Genomic DNA, 18,453 nt, shown 5'->3' with positions numbered 1-18,453 from the left:
CCTCCACCCTGCTGGCCCGGGGCGGCCAGGCGCGTACCACCATCGGCACGGTCAACGCCGCCGAGTTCGTGGTCACCCTGGCGGTATCGATCACCTTCCTGCTGACCATGGGCCTGCAGTACCTGAACATCGTCGCCGGGCTGCTGATCGGCGGGATGATGGCCGCGCCGGTCGCCGCGCTGCTGGTGAAGCGGGTCAAGGAGCGCTGGGTGCTGGTGGCCGTGGGCGTGCTGGTCCTGGCCATCAGCCTGTTCCAGATCGGCCAGGCAGTGCTGCAGTGGCGCGCGGCCTGAGCCGGTTGCGTCATCCCGCCGGGACGACGCCAGACGCATCCTTGATCGCGCCGGTCAGACCGGGTCGCCCGCTCGATCGACGCAGCCCCAGTTGAGAATCGGCGTACCCGGCGGCAGCACCTGCCGGAAGTGCGCCACCCGCGAGGCCTTCGGGTTCACCACCACCGGCGCCTTGGCGGCCAGCAGCAGCGGCAGGTCGGCGCTGCTGTCGGAGTAGGCAATGGCGATCTCGCCGTAGCCGCGCTCGCGCAGCATGCGCATCTTCTCTTCGTTGTGGCAGTGGCGGGTGGCAACCACCGCGCCCAGGCACGGGCCCACCTCGGTGCCGATCACCGGCACGCCCTGGTGGGCGACAAAGGTGAGGATGGCGCGGGCCAGCTCCGGCGGCGCGCCGGTGGCCACCACCACCCGGTCGCCCTGGTCACGGTGCTGGGCGAACACGTCCAGCGCCACCGGCAGCAGCCGGCGGCGGATGTCGGCCTCATGGGTGAGCACGTAGCGGTCGATGGCCTTGTTGAGGTCACGCGCGCGGTGCAGACCGAAGGTGGCGATCCACACATACCCGGAAATCCCGCGGCGGCGGGTGGGCAGCAGCGCCACCAGCGGGCCCAGGATCGGGGTGGCCAGCAGCGCGACCAGCAGCCGCAGGGGGTTGCGCTTGATCAGCCAGGCGAACAGGTGGCTGCCCGAATCACCGTCGTAGAGGGTGTGATCGAAATCGAAGACCACCAGCGGGGCGTCGTCGCGCGGCGTTGGGTAGATCGCAGTCATGCGCTGAAGAATAGCTGACGCAGGCCCTCGCCGGGCTCTTCCACCCGCATGAACGCCTCACCGACCAGGAAGGCATGCACGCCGGCGTTGCGCATCAGGCTGACGTCGTCGGCACCCAGGATGCCGCTTTCGGTCACCAGCAGCCGATCGCGCGGCACCGCCTGGCGCATGTCCAGGGTGGTCTGCAGCGAGACCTCGAAGGTGCGCAGGTTGCGGTTGTTGATGCCGATCAGCGGCACCGGCACCTGGATGGCGCGCTCGAGCTCGTCGATGTCGTGCACTTCCACCAGCACGTCCATGCCCAGCTGCATGGCCAGGTCGGACAGCGCGGCCAGCTGGCGGTCGTCCAGTGCCGCCACGATCAGCAGGATGCAGTCGGCGCCAAGCACGCGCGCCTCGTACACCTGGTAGGCGTCGATCACGAAGTCCTTGCGCAGCACCGGCAGCGTGCACGCGTCGCGGGCCTGCTGCAGGTAGGCATCGCTGCCCTGGAAGAAGTCCACGTCGGTCAGCACCGACAGGCAGCTGGCGCCGCCGAACTCGTAGCTGACCGCGATGTCGGCCGGGTGGAAGTCGGCGCGGATCACGCCCTTGGACGGGCTGGCCTTCTTCACCTCGGCGATTACCGCCGGGTTGCCGGCGGCGATCGAGGCGCGCAGCGCGTCGGCAAAGCCCCGCACCGGCGGCGCCTGCTCGACCCGGGCGATCAGCGCCTCCAACGGCACCTGCGCGCGGCGCGCGGCCACTTCTTCGGCCTTGCGGGCCAGGATGGTGTCGAGGATGTCGCTCTTGTCGCTCATGTCAGTCAGGGTCCTTCAGGCCGGCCATTATCGGCCAGCCATGGGCAAAGCGTGAAACGGACGGCTCAGCCGTCCGCGCGGATGCGCTGGGTGGCCGCCACGTACTGCGCCATGCGCGAACGGGCACTGCCGTCGGCAATGGCCGCCCGGGCCCGGGCCAGACCGTCGGCGATGCTGTCGGCCACGCCGGCCACATACAGGGCCGCACCGGCGTTGAGCGCCACGATATCCAGCGCCGGGCCGGGCTGGTTGTCGAGCACCGCGCGCAGCATCGCAATCGACTCGTCGGGGTTGGCCACCTTCAGGTTGCGACTGGCCGACATCGCAATGCCGAAGTCTTCCGGGTGGATCTCGTACTCGCGCACCTTGCCGTCGCGCAGCTCGCCCACCAGCGTGCCGGCGCCCAGCGAGATCTCGTCCATGTTGTCGCGGCCCCACACCACCAGCGCACGTTCGGCGCCCAGCTCGCGCAGCACGCGCGCCTGGATGCCGACCAGATCGGGGTGGAACACGCCCATCAGCACGTTGGTGGCGCCCACCGGGTTGGTCAGCGGGCCGAGGATGTTGAAGATGGTGCGCACGCCCATCTCGCGGCGGACCGGTGCCACCACCTTCATCGCCGGGTGGTGCATCGGCGCGAACATGAAGCCGATACCGGTCTCGGTGATGGCGCGGGCCACCTCGTCCGGGCGCAGGTCGATGACCGCGCCCAGCGCTTCCACCGCATCGGCGCTGCCGGACTTGGACGACACGCTGCGGTTGCCGTGCTTGGCCACCTTGGCGCCGGCCGCCGCCACCACGAACATCGCGCAGGTGGAGATGTTGAAGGTGTGCGAGCCGTCGCCGCCGGTCCCCACGATGTCCACCAGGTGGGTCTTGTCCTCCACCGGCACGGCCAACGCCAGCTCACGCATCACCGTGGCCGCGCCGGCGATCTCGCCCACCGTTTCCTTCTTGACCCGCAGGCCGGTGAGGATCGCGGCGGTCATCACCGGCGAAACGTCACCGCGCATCACCTGGCGCATCAGGTCGACCATTTCGTCGAAGAAGATTTCGCGGTGCTCGATGGTGCGCTGCAGGGCTTCCTGGGGGGAGAAGGTCATGCGGGGGTCCTTTGTGGTGCGGGTGCGGCGCGCTCAGCGCTGCAGGAAGTTCTTCAGCAGGGCGTGGCCATGCTCGGTGAGGATCGACTCGGGGTGGAACTGCACGCCTTCGACCGGGTGCTCGCGGTGGCGCAGGCCCATGATCTCTTCGATGCTGCCGTCCTCGTTCTCGGTCCAGGCGGTCACTTCCAGGCAGTCCGGCAGCGTGGTCTTGTCCACCACCAGCGAGTGGTAGCGCGTGGCCTGGTAGCGGTCCGGCAGGCCAGCGAACACGCCGCGGCCCTCATGCCGGATCGGCGAGGTCTTGCCGTGCATGATGTTGGTGGCGCGGATGACATCGCCGCCGTAGACCTGGCCGATGCTCTGGTGGCCCAGGCACACGCCGAGAATCGGCGTGGTCGGGCCGAGCCGGCGGATCAGCTCCAGCGACACGCCCGCTTCGTTGGGCGTGCACGGGCCGGGCGAAATCACGATGCGCTCGGGGGCGAGCGCGGCGATCTCATCGACGCTCAAGGCGTCGTTGCGCACCACCTTGACCTCGGCGCCCAGCGTCTGCAGGTACTGCACGAGGTTGTAGGTGAAGCTGTCGTAGTTGTCGAGCATCAACAACATGGTCAGGGTCCGTCTTGAATGAGGAAAATGGCGTACACGTTTTCCGTGTACGTGATGGGCGCGGCGGTGAGCAGTTCGCCGCCCGACGACGCGCGATAGCGCGATCCGGTCACGGCCACTCTGTCCAGCGTTGTGCTTTCTCCACCGTCGCCGAAGCCATCCCGGCCGGGCGTGCCCCAGGTGCCGGCCTGCACGCCATAAGCGAAGTTCGGTGCGACGTCGGAAATGCTGTACAGGCCGGTGATCTTCGTGCCGTATGCGCCGGCCAGGCCCTTGGCCGATTCGCGCGTCTGCGCGGCAGCCTCGGCCTTCAGTTCGCCACGCAGGCGGCTTTCACCCGAGTACGTGGGTTCAGCGGTACTGACCTGAACCTCGCGGCTGGCCTTCAGCTCGCCCAGGAAGGCTTTCAGGGCCTGCGCGTCCGGGAATTCGGCCTTCAGGTCGCGCTGGGCGGCGGTGCCGTTGAACACCTCCTCATCGTTGCGATAGCGCGTAGAGGGCGAGATGCTCAGGTTGGCGGCGCGCACGGTGCCCTCGATGGCACCGTGCCGGGCAAACAGCTGCAGCACCCGCTCGGCGTTGGCCTGTACGCGGGCGCGGGCGGTGTCGGTCTGCATGTCGATCGATTCCAGCGCCACCTTTACCGTGAAGCGGTCCGGCATCACCGTCCGGGTGGCGCTGCCCTTGACCAGCAGATGGGGCTGCGAGGGAATGGTGTTGGCCTGTGCCCATGCGGGCCCGGCCACCACGGCCAGCGTCGATGACAACAGCAATGCGCTCAGCAGCTTCATGCGGTATTCCTTGTCATTGGTGAGGAGGGGTGGTCGTGTACGACGGTCGATGAACAGACAGGCCGGATCCGCAGCGACCGCGCATGCGGTCCCCTGCCGCACGCAGCCGAAGGCCGCGTCGGGGAACAAGCACTCTGCTGGGGTACGCCATGGTGCAGCACTGCATCAGCTCCTGTTTGAGGGAGCCGCCGTGCCGGGGAGCGTTGAACTGGATCTTGCCCGCCGATACGGCGGCAAGGTGCGGTCCGGGACCGCGACGACCTGCCGCTTCCTATTGGAAGCGCCACCACTTGGCTACGTTGTTCAGCGCGGTGCGGGTCATGGGATAACTCGGGTTTCAGACTGTAGGGAGAAGCCGAGCAAGGGCTTCTACGCCTTGCCCCTCAAGGGTATCAGATCTCCGGCGCAATGGCGCGGGGGTCAGGCGCCCTCCGTTGGCTGTGGACGGGGCAGGCACACATCGCCTGGGCGCCCCCCTTCCGTGGTCCGGACTGCAGATCCCGCGCGCACCACTTGCGAGCACAACGCTGTGCACCTACCGTGTCCGCACTTCAAGGAATGTGGGAGACGCCAGGATGGCGCGACTGTTCATCGTTGTGGGCGACAGTCTCAGTGGTGGCGGCACCGTGGTAAGCGGCTCACCGTTTACCGATATCGATGGATCGGCCATGGCGCGCGTGGGCGACCGGGTCATCTGCAAGGCCCACGGCCCAGGCACGATCGTCTCCGGCGATACCACGCTGATCATCGACGGCAACCCAGCCGCGCGGCACGGGGACAAAGTGAGTTGCGGGTGCCAGCTGATCGCTGGACGGCAGTCGTTGGCGTTTATTGAGGGCGGCGCGGCCGCAGCAGGAACGACTCCAACTTCGCGACCGGCACCCACGACCGAGAACCGGCAATCGTTGAGTCCACCCCAACGCGAAACGCTGCCGCCCTCCAGACTCTCAGCCAGCGGGAGCGCCCCAGGATGCTGGCTGGAAGACCACAGCAAGGCAGTCTCAACCGAAGCCTACAATCGATACTTCGTGATCTATGACGCTGAGGGCAACGAGTTCGATACCGAAATACCTGCCAAGTTCAGCATCCGCATACCACTGCGTTCAAGTGGCGAAATGGATGTTGTGGTCAAGTTTAAGGTCGAGCCTGAGGATGGCTTGACCACCGACGATGTCAGCGCCGTCAAAGAGCGGTTACAGACCGCCGTGGACAGGTACTGGAATGGCAAGCACACATTGGCCGTTGCAGACCCGCGGTGCGGGGAACGACGCTTTCCAATTCGGCACAAGGTTGAATGGGTTGATGCGGGCCACGACTACACTATGCGGATTGCAGCACGGCAGGGCCGGGAGAATGTTGAGGGTCTGATTGTGAATGTGTCCAAAGAGACCACGGCCTGGACGATGGCCCACGAGTATGCGCACTGCATCGACCTCCCAGATGAGTACACTGACAACGAACTTGCTCATGAGGTGGTCCGGTACTATCGACATGATGGACTGCTGGATGAGACCGAAATCATCGCAGTGTATGTCAGGCCGGCCAGTGACCCTGACGCAACGATTCTGTCCACGGTCGACCACGCGACCATCAGACTGCGACATGCGTGGCCAATTGCCATCGAAGCTCAGGAATTTTTGACTGCACAACTCGGGAGGACGATAAAGTGCACCGTCGTCTGATTCTTTGTGTGAGCCTGCTTATCTGTAGCGGAACCAACGCTGGAAACTCAACCATGGAAATCGATAGCAACTTCGCGGTAGGCGCCCACTGCGACGGCAAATCAGTGTGCATTTTCAACAACAAAGACAACGTTCGCTTCGAGATCACGATCAGGAATACCCATAAGGAACCTGTCCAGCTTCCTCTCGAGTTCATGCGCAGCGTGGGCCCCCGCATCGTCCTGCACGACAACCGCGCCCAGCACAGCAGAAAACTGTCGCGAAACATGCCGAACGCCGCGTTGCTGTCGAACGTCACGGTAGTGGCGCCCGACCAGTCTGTTTCGATCTCCGGCCTCATCACCCGGCACGAACTTGAAGCGTTTGGCGGGCGGCACCTGGATGTAACCGCGGAGGTGTCAATCAACGCGCCAACGGACGGCACCCGTATTTTCCGGCCCGTGGGCACTGCGACCCTCCGGATCGTCAGTGCCGATGTGGCGCAGGGTCTGGATGCTGCGCGCCGGTGAGATCCGGCTGGCAGGCGCGCATGCAGCTTGTTTGGACGCTGGATGCGCCGTTGCGCACCACTTGACCTCCGGCAACCAGCGCCTGCGGGTGTGCTGTTGCAGCTATCGCATCAAGATGGTCAGCGCCCGTCCTGGATAAGGAAAATGGCGTACACGTTTTCCGTATACGTGATGGGACCGGCTTTGATGACTTCGCCGGTGTCGCTGAAGCCATCCTGGGCTGGCGCACCTGCCGGGCTTGGCTTGGGCGGGGACAGGTTCCTGAGCGGCGGCGCGCCTTGCCCGCGCGGCCATTGGCCCGCCTGCACGCCATAGGCGAAGTCCGGAGCGACATCGGAAATGCTGTACAGGCCGATGACCTTTGCCCCATAGGCGCCCGCCAGGCCCTTAGCCGACTCGCGGGTCTGCGCGGCGGCCTCGGCCTTGAGCTCGGCACGCAGCATCGCTTCCGCGGAATAGACGGGACTCTGGGTGGACACCTGCACTTCCTGGCTGGCCTGCAGCCCACCGAGGAACCGCTGCAGGCTCGCGCCATCGGCAAAACTGGCCTGCAACGACTGGCTCACCGAGATGCCGACGAACACGCTGGTGCCGTCCTTGTAGCGGGTCTGCGGACTCACCTGCAGATTCTCGGCCTTCACGCTGTCGGCCAATGCCCCGTTGCGCTCGAACAGCGCAAGGACTTGGCGCCCATTATCCTGCACGCGGCGGCGTGCCGCTTCGGTCTTCAGGTCCACCGACACCAGCTGCACCGACACACCGAAGCGATCAGGCATGACCTGGCGCGCAGCCTCGCCCTTGACCAGCAGGTGCGGCTGCGAAGGAATGGTATTGGCCTGCGCCCAGACGTTCGGGGCCATCATGGCCAGCGTCGACGACAGCAGCAGTGCGTGCAGCAGCTTCATGCGTTGGATCCTTGTCTTTGGTGAGAGAGGGTGACGGTGCACGACGGCAGACAAACCGACGGGCCAGACCCGCACAGAATGCGCAGGCGGGCACCTGCCACGCGCCGCCAAAGGCCGCGTCGGGGACCTTTTGAGGGTACGCCATCATGCAGCACTCGATCAGCTCGGCTTGGGGGAGCCGCCGTGCCGAGAAACGGCGAAGTGGATCTTGACCGTAGTTATGGCGGCCGGGTGCGGTCCCGGACCGCGACGGCCTGCCGCTTCCTGTCTGAGAAATTGGGGCGGTGCGGCAGCGGATGTCACTGCCGTTGTCACACTCGGCGCGCCGTTGGATAACGGCGGTGAGTCCCATCTCATCGGAATTGCTGAACTCCGCATTGTGGGCACCGACGTTTTGGGTAGAACCGATAAAAACACCGAGCGCTAGTTGCTGCAATACCACACGCCGAGTGCGGCAGCGCGTGCACGCGTGCAGCCACGCGTGCTGATAAAACGCTGATGCAGAAAGCTCGAGGCGCTCCGCCAGGGCACCCCGGCTTACAGGCCCTTCGCCGCCTGCGCAACGGCACGGAACAACGCGCGGCCCTTGTTCATCGTCTCGTCCCATTCCTTGCCGGGATCGGAGTCGTACACGATGCCCGCACCGGCCTGAACATGCAGGCGGCCGTCCTTGATGACGGCGGTGCGGATCGCGATGGCGGTGTCGGCGTCGCCATGCCAACCGATGTAGCCGATGCTGCCGGCGTAGACGTTGCGCTTGATCGGCTCCAGCTCGCGGATCACTTCCAGCGCGCGGATCTTCGGTGCGCCGCTGACCGTGCCGGCCGGGAAGGTCGCACGCAGCACGTCGGCGTAGCTCAGGCCCGGCTGCAGCTTCCCGGTCACTTCGCTGACGATATGCATGACGTGGCTGTAGCGCTCGATCACGAACTGTTCGCCCACTTCCACCGTGCCCGCCTGCGAGACGCGGCCCGCATCGTTGCGGCCCAGATCGATCAGCATCAGGTGCTCGGCGCGCTCCTTGGGATCGGCCAGCAGTTCGGCTTCCAGCGCGTTGTCTTCTTCCACCGTGGCCCCGCGCGGGCGGGTGCCGGCGATCGGGCGCACGGTGACGTTGCCATCCTGCAGTCGCACCAGGATTTCCGGCGAGGAGCCCACCACCTGCACGTCACCGGTATCCAGGAAGTACATGTACGGCGACGGATTCAGCGCGCGCAGCGCGCGGTACACATCCACCGGGCGCGCCTTGAACGGCACGCTCAGGCGCTGGCTGAGCACCACCTGGAAGATGTCGCCGGCGCGGATGTATTCCTTGGATTTGTCGACTGCCGCAATGAAGCCTTCGCGTGTGAAGCCGGAGACGAAGTCGTTCTCGTCGAGCACGTCGCGGGTGATCGGCGCCGGGTAGCCCGCGCCCGGTGCACGCAGCTTGGCCACCAGCGCATCGAGCTTGGCCTGCGCCTGGTCCCACGCCCCGGGCTGGCCCGGGTCGGCGTGCACGATCAGGTACAAGCGGCCCTTGAGGTTGTCGAACACCGCCAGCTCTTCGGAGTGCAGCAGCAGGATGTCCGGCGTGCCCAGTTCGTCGCGGCCCCGCGGCGGCGCCAGGCGCGGCTCGATGTAACCGATGCACTCGAACCCGAACCAGCCCACCAGGCCGCCGGTGAAGCCCGGCAGGCCGGCGAGTTTGGGCACCGAATGGGCGCTGCGCAGCGCCTCGACTTCGGCGAACGGGTCGGCCACCTCTCGGGTGTCAACCACCTGGCCCGATTCGCTGACGGTCAGGGTGTGGCCATGGAAGGCATACACCCGGCGCGCCGGCAGGCCGATGATGGAATAGCGCCCGAAGCGTTCGCCGCCCTCGACCGATTCAAACAGATAGGTATGCGGGCCGTCGGCGAGCTTCAGATAGACCGAAAGCGGCGTGTCCAGGTCGGACAGCACTTCGCGGACGACGGGGATGCGGGTGTGGCCTTCAGCGGCCTGCTGCTGGAACTGCTCGAACGTGATCAAGACGACTTTCCTTCCGGGATGCGGCGGGGGTGGGACGGACGACGGCAACAGGCCACCATCGCCACCAACGGCGAGCGGAAGAAAGGGTATGCGGGGTCGTCAGAATGGACACCCGGTGACTGTATCGCAGCTGGGGGTGCGAGGGAAACCCTGGCCGGCGGGCCCGTTCGGTCAGGGCGGCGACAGCAGGTGGCTGCCCGGGTGCAGGTGCATGCGGACCCGCGCGGCCACGCATTCGATGCGGAACTGGCGGGCCTTCACCGGCTCGCCGTCCAGGTTCAGGGTGATCGGCTGCTCGGCCTCGATCTCCACCCACGGCGCGCGGGCGCGATGGGCCACCTGCTCGAGCGCGCCCTGCTTGCCGCCCTTGAGCAGCGCGCCGATGGTGGAGGCGACCTCACCGGTGAGTTCGGGAATGACGGTGACATCGAGCAGGCCGTCGTCGACCACGGCGTCCGGGCACAGCACCTGCCCGCCGCCGGCCTGTCGCCCGTTACCGATGCCGAGCGCGATGAAGCCGCCTTCCCAGTCGAACCCGGGGGCGCGCAGGCGCGCACGGATCGGATCGATCCGGCCCAGCCGCGAGATGCCGGTCACCAGGTAGGCCAAGCCGCCGAGCACCTTCTTCAGGCCTTCATCGGTTTCCACCGTGACCTCGGTTCCGAAGCCGCCGCTGGCGACATTGGCACACCACCAGCGCTTGCCGTCGGCATCGATGTTCAGCAGGTCGACCGGGCGGGCGGCCTCCTGTTCGATCAACGTCAGCGCCTCCAGTGGCGCATCGGGAATGCCCGCGGCGGTGGCGAAATCATTGGCAGTGCCCAGCGGCACCAGCCCCAGCGAAGGCAGCGCGTCGGCGGGCTCCGGCCGGTGCGCCAGGGTTTCGGCCACTTCGCTCAGGGTGCCGTCGCCTCCGGCGGCGATGATCGTATCCACCCCGTGCTCGATCGCCTCGGCCACGTAGCGCTCGGCGTCACCGTCCTCCCAGGTCACCCGCACCTCCAGCTGCACCCCCCGCTCGCGCATGGCGTGCACGGCCTCGCGCAGATCCGTATTGCCGGTGGACTTGCCGTTGAGGATCAGACGCCAGCGGGTACGGCTCATGCAGCACTTCCACGAGAGGGGGAGGCGCAGGCTAGCAGGGCCGCCGTCGAGGCCGGTGAACGTCATCAAACGGTCACCGGCGGGCCGGAGAATGGAAGGCCATAGCAGGGACGATGGATGGAGGCAGGATCAGCCTCCGAGTATTCTCAGGGCCGCATCCGTCAGGGTGCGGCCTTTTTTTTGTCCTGCGATGAGCGCAGCCGACCAACGGTCGGCTCTACGGGTGCTCAGCCTTCGGCGAAGGTCCGCAACGCCTCACCTTCCATCCGGTACACCGTCCACTCGCTCTGCGGCTTCGCCCCCGCCGCTTCATAGAACTTGATCGCCGGTTCGTTCCAGTCCAGTACCGACCATTCAAACCGCCCGCAGCCCTCAGCCACCGCGATGCGCGCAATGTGCTGCAGCAGCGCCTTGCCCGCACCGCTGCCGCGGCTGTCCGGGCTGACGTACAGGTCTTCCAGGTAGATGCCGTTGCGGCCCAGCCAGGTGGAATAGTTGTAGAAATACACGGCGTAGCCGATGGCCGCGCCGTTGGATTCGCAGATCAGCGCGTGCGCCTTGGCCGCCGGCCCGAACAGGCTGGCACGGATGCCGGCCTCGTCGGTCTGCACCGACGACGCGGCCTTTTCATAGCGGCCAGTTCGCGGATGAAGCGCAGGATCAGCGCTGCATCGTCGGCGGTGGCCACGCGGATGCTCACGGTAGCCTCCGTCATGGCTCAGCCCCGCGCCTGGGCGACGTTGTGGCGCATCTGCGCGATCACGTCCTGGTAGCTGGTCTTGGCGTTGAAGATTGCCGAGCCGGCCACGAAGGCGTCGGCACCGGCGGCGGCGATCGCCCCGATGTTGTCGGCCTTCACCCCGCCGTCGATCTCCAGGCGGATGTCGCGCCCGCTGGCATCGATCTTCTGGCGGACCACGCGCAGCTTGTCCAGCGCCGAGGGAATGAACGCCTGGCCGCCGAAGCCCGGGTTGACCGACATCAGCAGCACCAGGTCCAGGTCGTCCAGCACCCAGTCCAGGATGTCCACCGGCGTGCCGGGGTTGAGCACCAGGCCCGGCTTGCAGCCCAGCGAACGGATCAGCTGGATGGTGCGGTGGACGTGGCGCGAGGCTTCCGGGTGGAAGCTGATGTAGGTGGCACCGGCCTCGGCGAAGTCCGGAATGATGCGGTCCACCGGCTCCACCATCAGGTGCACGTCGATCGGCGCGGTGACACCGTGCTTGCGCAGGGCCTGGCAGACCATCGGGCCGATGGTCAGGTTGGGCACGTAGTGGTTGTCCATCACATCGAAGTGCACCCAGTCCGCACCGGCGGCGAGCACGTTGTCCACTTCCTCCCCCAGGCGGGCGAAATTGGCGGACAGGATGGAGGGGGCGATGATGCAGTTGGACATGGCCGGGGCCTTCAGTACTTGGAAAGGGGGCGCCCTGCGCGCGCTCAGCGCTTGCGCAGGGTCTTGATGCGGTCGTAGGCGGCGTTGAGCTGGCGCGACTTGCGCTCGGCCTGCTGGCGCAGCTCCGGGGCGGCGCCGACCACCTTGTCGGGGTGGTACTGGGACATCAGGCGGCGGTAGGCCAGGTCGATCTCGGCGTCGGTGGCCTCGGAGGTCAGCCCCAGCTCGCGGTAGGGGTTCTCCTTGTTCAGGCGGAACCAGTCGGCGTCGAAGGCATGCCCGATCAGCAGCCCGACCACGGCACCAAACAGCGGATTGGGCCTGAACAGCAGGGCCCCGGCGATGAATCCGAGCAGTTTTCCGTACCAGCGCATGGTCGTCTGGGCGGCCGTGGCAACAAAGGAGCCTCATTTTACGTCACAGCGGGCCCAACCCGCTTTACACTAGGCCGCCCGCTGTCTGTGCGGGCCCTCAGGGTCCCTTGGACGGCTGTCATGACAAGCCCCAGGAGTGCCCGTGCCGACCACGTTGTTGCAATCCGATCTCCCCGGCCTGCCCTTGCGCCATCGCGGCAAGGTGCGTGATGTTTTTGACATTCCGCGCGACCGGCTGCCCGCCGGCACGCCGCCGGGGGACTACCTGCTGATGGTCGCCACCGACCGTCTGTCGGCCTTCGACGTGGTGCTGCCCGATCCGATCCCGGGCAAGGGCGAAATGCTCTGCCAGGTATCGAACTTCTGGTTCGCCAAGACCGCCCACCTGATGCCCAACCACCTGACCGGCATCGACGTGGCCAGCGTGCTGCCCGAGGGCGTGGACCCGGCCCTGTACGCCAAGCGCGCGGTGGTTACCCGCAAGCTCAAGCCGGTGCCGGTGGAAGCCATTGCCCGCGGCTACCTGATCGGCAGCGGCTGGAAGGATTACCAGCGCACCGGCAAGGTCAGCGGCATCGACCTGCCCGATGGCCTGCGCCAGGCCGAGCAGTTGCCCGAGCCGATCTTCACCCCCTCGACCAAGGCCGCCGTGGGCGACCATGACGAGAACATCGATTTCGATGCGATGGTGAAGGCCGTGGGTGCAGACCTCGCCGAGCGCGTGCGTGATGCCACCCTGCGCATCTACAAGTTCGCCGCCGACTACGCCCGCGAACGCGGCATCATCCTGGCCGACACCAAGTTCGAGTTTGGTACCGATGCCGACGGTCGCCTGTACATCATGGACGAGATGCTGACCCCGGACTCCTCGCGGTACTGGCCGGCCGACGAGTACGAGGTGGGCACCAGCCCGCCGAGCTACGACAAGCAGTTCGTGCGCGACTACCTGGAGACGCTGGACTGGGGCAAGACCGCCCCGGGCCCGAGCATCCCGGCCGACATCATCGAGCGCACCCGCGCCAAGTACGCCGAGGCGCTGCAGCGCCTGGCCGGCATCTCGGTCGACTGATTCGCCTGCGCCCCCGGCTGTGATGGCCGGGGGTCCCGGCGGTATGCTGTGCCGATCCTGGGAGGGAACATGACCACCACCACCGTCGCGCGCCCGATCGACCGCTACTTCGCCAGCTATTCCGACGACCACCGCAATGTGCTGAACCAGCACATCCACGTGGTGGCGGTGCCGGCGATCCTCTGGTCGGTGGTGGCCCTGCTGTGGTGCCTGCCGCCGCTGGTCACCTGGTTCCAGAACGGGATCTGGTCGGCCTTTGCGATGTTCGCCGCGTGGTGCTTCTACAACCGGCTGTCGCGCTCGCTGGGCATCGGCATGCTGGTGCTGCTGTTCGTGTTCGGCTGCCTGTGCCGCCTGCTGGAGGCCGAGATCGGCCTGCACAACCTGATGTGGGTGGCCATCGGTGTGTTCGTGGTGGCCTGGATCGCACAGTTCATCGGCCACAAATTCGAAGGGCGCAAGCCGAGCTTCCTCACCGACCTGACCTACCTGCTGATCGGGCCGGCGTGGGTGGTGGCCAAGCTGTACCGGCGGTTGGGCGTGGCTTATTGAGCTGCCCCGTGCCGACCCACGGTCGGCACCTGCCCGGTGTTTGAGCACCTATCCGGTTTTCGGCACCTCCCCGGTTTTTTCTGAACGAAAACGATGCTCACCGGCGCGCGACGCACGTGCGTCCAGCATCGCCGTGAGCGGCTGTGCGCAGCCATCCGGCGTTCATCTTCGTGCAGGGCGCAGGCCCTGCGGTTACTGGCTTCAGACCCCTTCGAGGGGCCAGATCCGGCAAAGTCGGCAGCGCCGTTCCATACGCCCGTCAGCGGTCTCGAATGGGCACGACACGAGGGTGGAAAAAATGAATCACGCACGTTACATGCAATTGATGGCGTATTCGGGTGTATCGGCAGCAATTGCCTGCCTGTTAGACTGAACGGCCTGCTCGTGAATCGCGTATTCCCTGCATGAATCCCAGCCTGCTCCTGCTGCTCGCCCTGCCCTTCCTGATGGCCGTGGCGGTCGCCTCATTCCGCCGCACCTCCCGCTCCACGGCCGCCTGGTTGGCCGCGGCCGCCCCCTTGGGTGGGCTGGCGCTGCTGGCGACCATGACCCCGGACATCCTCGTCGGGGGCGTCGTGCGCAGCTTCGGCGACTGGTTGCCGCAGATCGGCCTGGCCTTCTCGCTGCGCCTGGACGGCCTGGCCTGGATGTTCGCCGGCCTGGTGCTGGCCATCGGCGCGCTGGTGGTGATGTACGCGCATTACTACCTCAGCCCGCGCGACAGCGCCCACCGCTTCTACTGCTACCTGCTGCTGTTCATGGGCGCCATGCTGGGCATGGTGCTGTCGGGCAACCTGTTGCTGCTGATGGTGTTCTGGGAAATGACCAGCATCAGCTCGTTCCTGCTGATCGGCTTCTGGTCGCACCGGCAGGACGCCCGCGAGGGCGCGCGGATGGCCCTGGTGGTCACCGGCGGCGGCGGCCTGGCCCTGCTCGGCGGCGTGCTGCTGATCGGCCGCATCGTGGGCAGCTTCGAGCTGGATGCGGTGCTGGCCAGCGGCGATCTGATCCGTGCCAGCGCGCTGTACCCCTACGCGCTGTTCCTGGTCCTGGCCGGCATCTTCACCAAGAGCGCGCAGTTCCCGTTCCACTTCTGGCTGCCGCACGCCATGGCCGCGCCCACCCCGGTGTCGGCCTACCTGCACTCGGCCACGATGGTCAAAGCGGGCGTGTTCCTGCTGGCGCGGCTGCATCCGGCACTGTCGGGGACCGAGCTGTTCTTCTATACGGTCAGCGGGATCGGCGCGATCACCCTGCTGATCGGCGCCTGGAACGCGATCTTCCAGCACGACCTGAAGGGCCTGCTGGCGTATTCGACGATCTCCCACCTGGGCCTGATCACGATGCTGTTCGGGCTGTCCAAGCCGATGGCCGTGGTCGCCGGCGTGTTCCACATCCTCAACCACGCCACCTTCAAGGCCTCGCTGTTCATGGCCGCGGGCATCATCGACCACGAGACCGGCACCCGCGACATGCGCAAGCTGGGCGGCCTGCGCCGGTTGATGCCGTTCACCAGCGCGCTGGCGATCATCGCCTCGCTGGCGATGGCCGGCATTCCGCTGCTCAACGGCTTCCTGTCCAAGGAAATGCTGTTCGCCGAGGCACTGGATGCCGGTGGCCCGGAGACCATGCGCCTGGCCATGTCCATCGCCGCGCTGCTGGCCGGCGTGTTCGGCGTGGCCTACAGCCTGCGCTTCGTGCACGACACCTTCTTCGGCAAGGGCCCGCACGACCTGGACCGCGTACCGCACGAGCCGCCGCGCTTCATGAAGGTGCCGGTGGAGATCCTGGTGGTGGTGTGCGTGGCGGTGGGCGTGGCCCCGGCCATCACCATCGCCCCGGTGCTGCACGCGGCCGCCTCTTCGATCCTTGGCCCGGCGATGCCGGCCTACAGCCTGTCGGTGTGGCACGGGTTCAACACGCCGCTGATGATGAGCATCGCCGGTGTCGTGGGCGGCATCGCGCTGTACTTCGGGCTGCGCCGGCTGATCAACCTGCATGCCGTGGTGAGCCGCGCGATCGGCCGCAACATCTTCCACACCCAGCTGGACATGGTGTTCGGCTTCGCCCACCGGCTTACCCAGGCGCTGGCCAATGGCAGCCTGCAGCGCATGCTGATGGCGCTGGTGGTGGTGGCCATCGTCGTCGCGCTGGCCCCGTTCGTGGCCAACCCCGGGTCGCCGAACTGGCCCTCGCCGCAGCCGATCCCCCTGTTGGGCTGGGCGCTGTGGCTGGTGATGATGGCCTGCGCGGTCAGTGCGCTGTTCGTGTACCGGCAGCGCCTGCTGGCGGTGCTGGTGATGGGTGGCGTGGGCCTGATGGTGTCGCTCACCTTCGTGTTCCTGTCGGCCCCGGACCTGGCGCTGACCCAGCTGCTGGTGGAAATGGTCACGCTGGTGCTGATGCTGCTGGGCATGAACTACCTGCCTGCTCAATCGGCGCCGGAGCATTCGCGCTGGCGCAAGCGCCGCGATGCCCTGATCGCGATCATCGGCGGTGGCGGTCTGGCGGCCGCGGCCTATACCGCGATGACCCTGCCGCCCAACACCATGGCCGGCGAGCTGGTCGCGCGCGCCCTGCCCGAGGCGTATGGGCAGAACGTGGTCAACGTGATCCTGGTGGACTTCCGCGGCTTCGATACCTTCGGTGAGATCACCGTGTTCGGTATCGCAGCGCTGGTGGTGCACGCCATGCTGCGGCGCTCGCGGATGGCGCCGGAGCAGATCATGCCCGGCCCGCCGATCAAGCTGCCGGTGCCGGCCGATCTGGCGCAGATCATGTTCCCGCTGACGCTCACCGTGTCGATCTTCCTGTTCCTGCGCGGCCACAACGCCCCCGGCGGCGGCTTCATCGCCGGCCTGGTGCTGGCGGTACCGCTGCTGATCCAGTACGTGATCCAGGGCACTACCTCGGTGGAGTCGCGCTTCGGCTTCGACTACATCCGCTGCATCGGTGCCGGCCTGTTGATCGCCATCGTCAGCGGCAGCGCGTCGATGCTGTTCGGGGTGCCGTTCCTGACCAGCGGCCACCTGGACCTGCACATCCCGCTCATCGGCGAGGTCCCGCTGGCCAGTGCCATCGGCTTCGATACCGGCGTGTACCTGGTGGTGTTCGGCGGGGCGATGCTGATCCTGTCGATGATGGGCACCATCAAGCCGTCGCGTACGCGCAATGCCCGCAAGGGCGAGATCGATCCCAACCGTCGTTCGGCAAAAACCGGGGAGATGCACTGATGGAACTGGCCCTGGCAAGCGCCATCGGCGTACTCGGCGCGATCGGCATCTACCTGCTGCTGCGCGCGCGCACCTTCGACGTCATCCTGGGCATGACCTTTCTGTCCTACGCCACCAACCTGCTGATCTTCGCCGGCGGCCGGCTGGTGACGGGCAAGGCACCGGTGCTGCGCGAGGGCATCGACAGCGACCTCGGCAACTACACCGACCCGTTGCCGCAGGCGCTGGTGCTGACCGCGATCGTGATTGCCTTTGCGATGACCGCGGTAAGCATCGTGCTGGCCATGCGCAGCCGCAGCGACAACCACAGCGACCACGTCGACGCGCATGAGGAAGCCCAGGACACCGCGCCGGCCGATACCGCGCCAGGGCGGGAGGGCGGCGCATGAACCATGCGGTGATCCTGCCCATCCTGATCCCGCTGTTCGGTGCGGCCTGCTCGTTGTTCGTCGAACACCGTCGTTATGGCCCGAAGGTGCAGCGTACGGTGGCGTGGACCACGCTGGCCGCGCTGGCCGCGGCGGTGGCGCTGCTGTTCGCGCAGACCGCCGATGGCAGCATCGCGGTGTACCTGCTCGGCGACTGGCCCTCGCGGCTGGGCATCGCGCTGGTGGCCGATCGGCTGTCGGCCTGGATGCTGGTGACCACGCTGCTGCTGGCCATCCCGTGCCTGCTGCATGCGTGCTCGGGCTGGGACCGGCGCGCGCCGCACTTCCATGCGCTGTTCCAGTTCCAGCTGGTGGGCCTCAACGGCGCCTTCCTCACCGGCGACATCTTCAACCTGTTCGTGTTCTTCGAGGTGATGCTGATCGCCTCCTACGGCCTGCTGCTCAGCGGCGGCCGCGGCCTGCGCATGCGGATCGGCCTGCACTACGTGGTGTTCAACGTCACCGCCTCGACCCTGTTCCTGATCGCCCTTGGCCTGCTGTACGCCTCGCTGGGCTCGCTCAACATGGCCGAGCTGTCCCAGCGCATCGCCGAGGTACCGGCCACGCACCTGGTGCTGGTCAAGGCCACCATGGGGTTGTTGCTGCTGGTGTTCTGCAGCAAGGCCGCGCTGATGCCGCTGTACCTGTGGCTGCCCGAAGCCTATGCGCGTGCGCCGGCGGCGGTGGCTGCGCTGTTTGCGATCATGACCAAGGTGGGCCTGTACGCGGTGCTGCGGGTCAGTTCGCTGTGGTTCGGCGAGGGTGCGGGCCCGATGGCCGGTTACGGCAGCGACTGGCTGCTGTGGGCGGGCGTGGCC

17 protein-coding genes and 2 pseudogenes are annotated in these 18,453 nt (G+C 66.8%); 8 read left to right on the top strand and 11 right to left on the bottom strand.

Features of this window, described 5'->3' with window-relative positions:
• A pseudogene (locus DBR34_RS22025) lies at positions 1-293 on the top strand (sulfite exporter TauE/SafE family protein); the annotation flags it as partial.
• A gap of 54 nt (positions 294-347) precedes the next feature.
• Here the strand turns inward: DBR34_RS22025 and DBR34_RS02405 are convergent.
• The 5 genes from DBR34_RS02405 to DBR34_RS02385 form a co-directional block, all read right to left on the bottom strand.
• Positions 348-1,064, bottom strand: a complete 717-nt coding sequence (locus tag DBR34_RS02405; RefSeq protein WP_128095566.1) for a haloacid dehalogenase-like hydrolase — start codon at positions 1,062-1,064, stop codon at positions 348-350.
• The gene (trpC, locus tag DBR34_RS02400) at positions 1,061-1,864 is read right to left on the bottom strand and encodes an indole-3-glycerol phosphate synthase TrpC (protein WP_038685790.1); all 804 of its coding nucleotides are present in this window, start codon (positions 1,862-1,864) and stop codon (positions 1,061-1,063) included. The genes DBR34_RS02405 and trpC overlap by 4 nt, the downstream gene beginning before the upstream one ends.
• Positions 1,865-1,929: 65 nt before the next feature.
• Positions 1,930-2,967, bottom strand: a complete 1,038-nt coding sequence (gene trpD / locus DBR34_RS02395; protein WP_128095565.1) for an anthranilate phosphoribosyltransferase — start codon at positions 2,965-2,967, stop codon at positions 1,930-1,932.
• Positions 2,968-3,000: 33 nt separating this feature from the next.
• The gene (locus DBR34_RS02390; RefSeq protein WP_128095564.1) at positions 3,001-3,579 is read right to left on the bottom strand and encodes an aminodeoxychorismate/anthranilate synthase component II; all 579 of its coding nucleotides are present in this window, start codon (positions 3,577-3,579) and stop codon (positions 3,001-3,003) included.
• 2 nt (positions 3,580-3,581) lie between these two features.
• Positions 3,582-4,499, bottom strand: coding sequence for an SIMPL domain-containing protein (locus DBR34_RS02385; RefSeq protein ID WP_258223622.1), 918 nt, complete (start codon positions 4,497-4,499; stop codon positions 3,582-3,584).
• 446 nt (positions 4,500-4,945) lie between these two features.
• Between DBR34_RS02385 and DBR34_RS02380 the strand changes: the two genes are divergently transcribed.
• Positions 4,946-6,052: a PAAR domain-containing protein gene (locus DBR34_RS02380; protein WP_128095563.1), complete on the top strand. Its 1,107-nt coding sequence runs from the start codon at positions 4,946-4,948 to the stop codon at positions 6,050-6,052.
• Between the two features lie 53 nt (positions 6,053-6,105).
• A complete protein-coding gene (locus DBR34_RS02375) occupies positions 6,106-6,561 on the top strand; it encodes a hypothetical protein (RefSeq protein ID WP_128095562.1) in 456 nt (151 codons plus the stop codon).
• A gap of 119 nt (positions 6,562-6,680) precedes the next feature.
• Here the strand turns inward: DBR34_RS02375 and DBR34_RS02370 are convergent, their stop codons facing one another.
• The 6 genes and pseudogenes from DBR34_RS02370 to DBR34_RS02345 all read right to left on the bottom strand — a co-directional run bounded on the left by DBR34_RS02370 (position 6,681) and on the right by DBR34_RS02345 (position 12,353).
• On the bottom strand, positions 6,681-7,466 hold the full coding sequence (locus DBR34_RS02370; RefSeq protein WP_128095561.1) for an SIMPL domain-containing protein: 786 nt from the start codon (positions 7,464-7,466) through the stop codon (positions 6,681-6,683).
• Between the two features lie 537 nt (positions 7,467-8,003).
• Positions 8,004-9,479 carry an anthranilate synthase component I gene (gene trpE / locus DBR34_RS02365; RefSeq protein WP_046273053.1) on the bottom strand — a complete coding sequence of 492 codons (1,476 nt, stop codon included), beginning with the start codon at positions 9,477-9,479 and terminating at the stop codon, positions 8,004-8,006.
• 171 nt (positions 9,480-9,650) lie between these two features.
• The gene (yegS, locus tag DBR34_RS02360) at positions 9,651-10,583 is read right to left on the bottom strand and encodes a lipid kinase YegS (RefSeq protein ID WP_128095560.1); all 933 of its coding nucleotides are present in this window, start codon (positions 10,581-10,583) and stop codon (positions 9,651-9,653) included.
• 227 nt (positions 10,584-10,810) lie between these two features.
• Positions 10,811-11,298 (bottom strand): annotated as a pseudogene (locus DBR34_RS02355) (GNAT family N-acetyltransferase).
• A gap of 3 nt (positions 11,299-11,301) precedes the next feature.
• On the bottom strand, positions 11,302-11,979 hold the full coding sequence (rpe, locus tag DBR34_RS02350; protein WP_128095559.1) for a ribulose-phosphate 3-epimerase: 678 nt from the start codon (positions 11,977-11,979) through the stop codon (positions 11,302-11,304).
• A gap of 44 nt (positions 11,980-12,023) precedes the next feature.
• Positions 12,024-12,353, bottom strand: coding sequence for a DnaJ domain-containing protein (locus tag DBR34_RS02345; RefSeq protein WP_038685782.1), 330 nt, complete (start codon positions 12,351-12,353; stop codon positions 12,024-12,026).
• A 142-nt stretch (positions 12,354-12,495) separates the two neighbouring features.
• Here DBR34_RS02345 and DBR34_RS02340 point away from each other — a divergent pair, with 142 nt between their 5' ends.
• The 5 genes from DBR34_RS02340 to DBR34_RS02320 all read left to right on the top strand — a co-directional run.
• Positions 12,496-13,422: a phosphoribosylaminoimidazolesuccinocarboxamide synthase gene (locus DBR34_RS02340; protein ID WP_181393878.1), complete on the top strand. Its 927-nt coding sequence runs from the start codon at positions 12,496-12,498 to the stop codon at positions 13,420-13,422.
• Between the two features lie 69 nt (positions 13,423-13,491).
• Positions 13,492-13,974 carry an Mpo1-like protein gene (locus tag DBR34_RS02335; RefSeq protein WP_128095557.1) on the top strand — a complete coding sequence of 161 codons (483 nt, stop codon included), beginning with the start codon at positions 13,492-13,494 and terminating at the stop codon, positions 13,972-13,974.
• 404 nt (positions 13,975-14,378) lie between these two features.
• Positions 14,379-17,207, top strand: coding sequence for a monovalent cation/H+ antiporter subunit A (locus DBR34_RS02330; protein WP_128095556.1), 2,829 nt, complete (start codon positions 14,379-14,381; stop codon positions 17,205-17,207).
• Positions 17,207-17,596, top strand: a complete 390-nt coding sequence (locus DBR34_RS02325) for a Na+/H+ antiporter subunit C (RefSeq protein ID WP_128095555.1) — start codon at positions 17,207-17,209, stop codon at positions 17,594-17,596. The genes DBR34_RS02330 and DBR34_RS02325 overlap by 1 nt, the downstream gene beginning before the upstream one ends.
• Positions 17,593-18,453: proton-conducting transporter membrane subunit (locus DBR34_RS02320; RefSeq protein ID WP_308812506.1), on the top strand; the 861-nt coding region annotated here is incomplete at its 3' end. The genes DBR34_RS02325 and DBR34_RS02320, both read left to right, overlap by 4 nt.

Origin of the sequence: Stenotrophomonas sp. HMWF003 (assembly GCF_003061285.1) — a bacterium.
Classification (GTDB): Bacteria; Pseudomonadota; Gammaproteobacteria; order Xanthomonadales; family Xanthomonadaceae; genus Stenotrophomonas; species Stenotrophomonas maltophilia_AP.
The sequence above is the reverse complement of the archived record's forward strand: the minus strand, read 5'-3'. Positions and strand labels throughout refer to the sequence as shown.

Bases quoted from the DNA above. Each gene is read 5' to 3' on its own strand.
- DBR34_RS02370 (WP_128095561.1), bottom strand. From the start codon at position 7,466: ATGAAGCTGCTGCACGCACTGCTGCTGTCGTCGACGCTGGCCATGATG.
- trpC (WP_038685790.1), bottom strand. From the start codon at position 1,864: ATGAGCGACAAGAGCGACATCCTCGACACCATCCTGGCCCGCAAGGCC.
- DBR34_RS02335 (WP_128095557.1), top strand. From the start codon at position 13,492: ATGACCACCACCACCGTCGCGCGCCCGATCGACCGCTACTTCGCCAGC.
- trpD (WP_128095565.1), bottom strand. From the start codon at position 2,967: ATGACCTTCTCCCCCCAGGAAGCCCTGCAGCGCACCATCGAGCACCGC.
- DBR34_RS02375 (WP_128095562.1), top strand. From the start codon at position 6,106: ATGGAAATCGATAGCAACTTCGCGGTAGGCGCCCACTGCGACGGCAAA.
- DBR34_RS02380 (WP_128095563.1), top strand. From the start codon at position 4,946: ATGGCGCGACTGTTCATCGTTGTGGGCGACAGTCTCAGTGGTGGCGGC.
- DBR34_RS02330 (WP_128095556.1), top strand. From the start codon at position 14,379: ATGAATCCCAGCCTGCTCCTGCTGCTCGCCCTGCCCTTCCTGATGGCC.
- DBR34_RS02345 (WP_038685782.1), bottom strand. From the start codon at position 12,353: ATGCGCTGGTACGGAAAACTGCTCGGATTCATCGCCGGGGCCCTGCTG.
- rpe (WP_128095559.1), bottom strand. From the start codon at position 11,979: ATGTCCAACTGCATCATCGCCCCCTCCATCCTGTCCGCCAATTTCGCC.
- DBR34_RS02405 (WP_128095566.1), bottom strand. From the start codon at position 1,064: ATGACTGCGATCTACCCAACGCCGCGCGACGACGCCCCGCTGGTGGTC.
- DBR34_RS02390 (WP_128095564.1), bottom strand. From the start codon at position 3,579: ATGTTGTTGATGCTCGACAACTACGACAGCTTCACCTACAACCTCGTG.
- yegS (WP_128095560.1), bottom strand. From the start codon at position 10,583: ATGAGCCGTACCCGCTGGCGTCTGATCCTCAACGGCAAGTCCACCGGC.
- DBR34_RS02325 (WP_128095555.1), top strand. From the start codon at position 17,207: ATGGAACTGGCCCTGGCAAGCGCCATCGGCGTACTCGGCGCGATCGGC.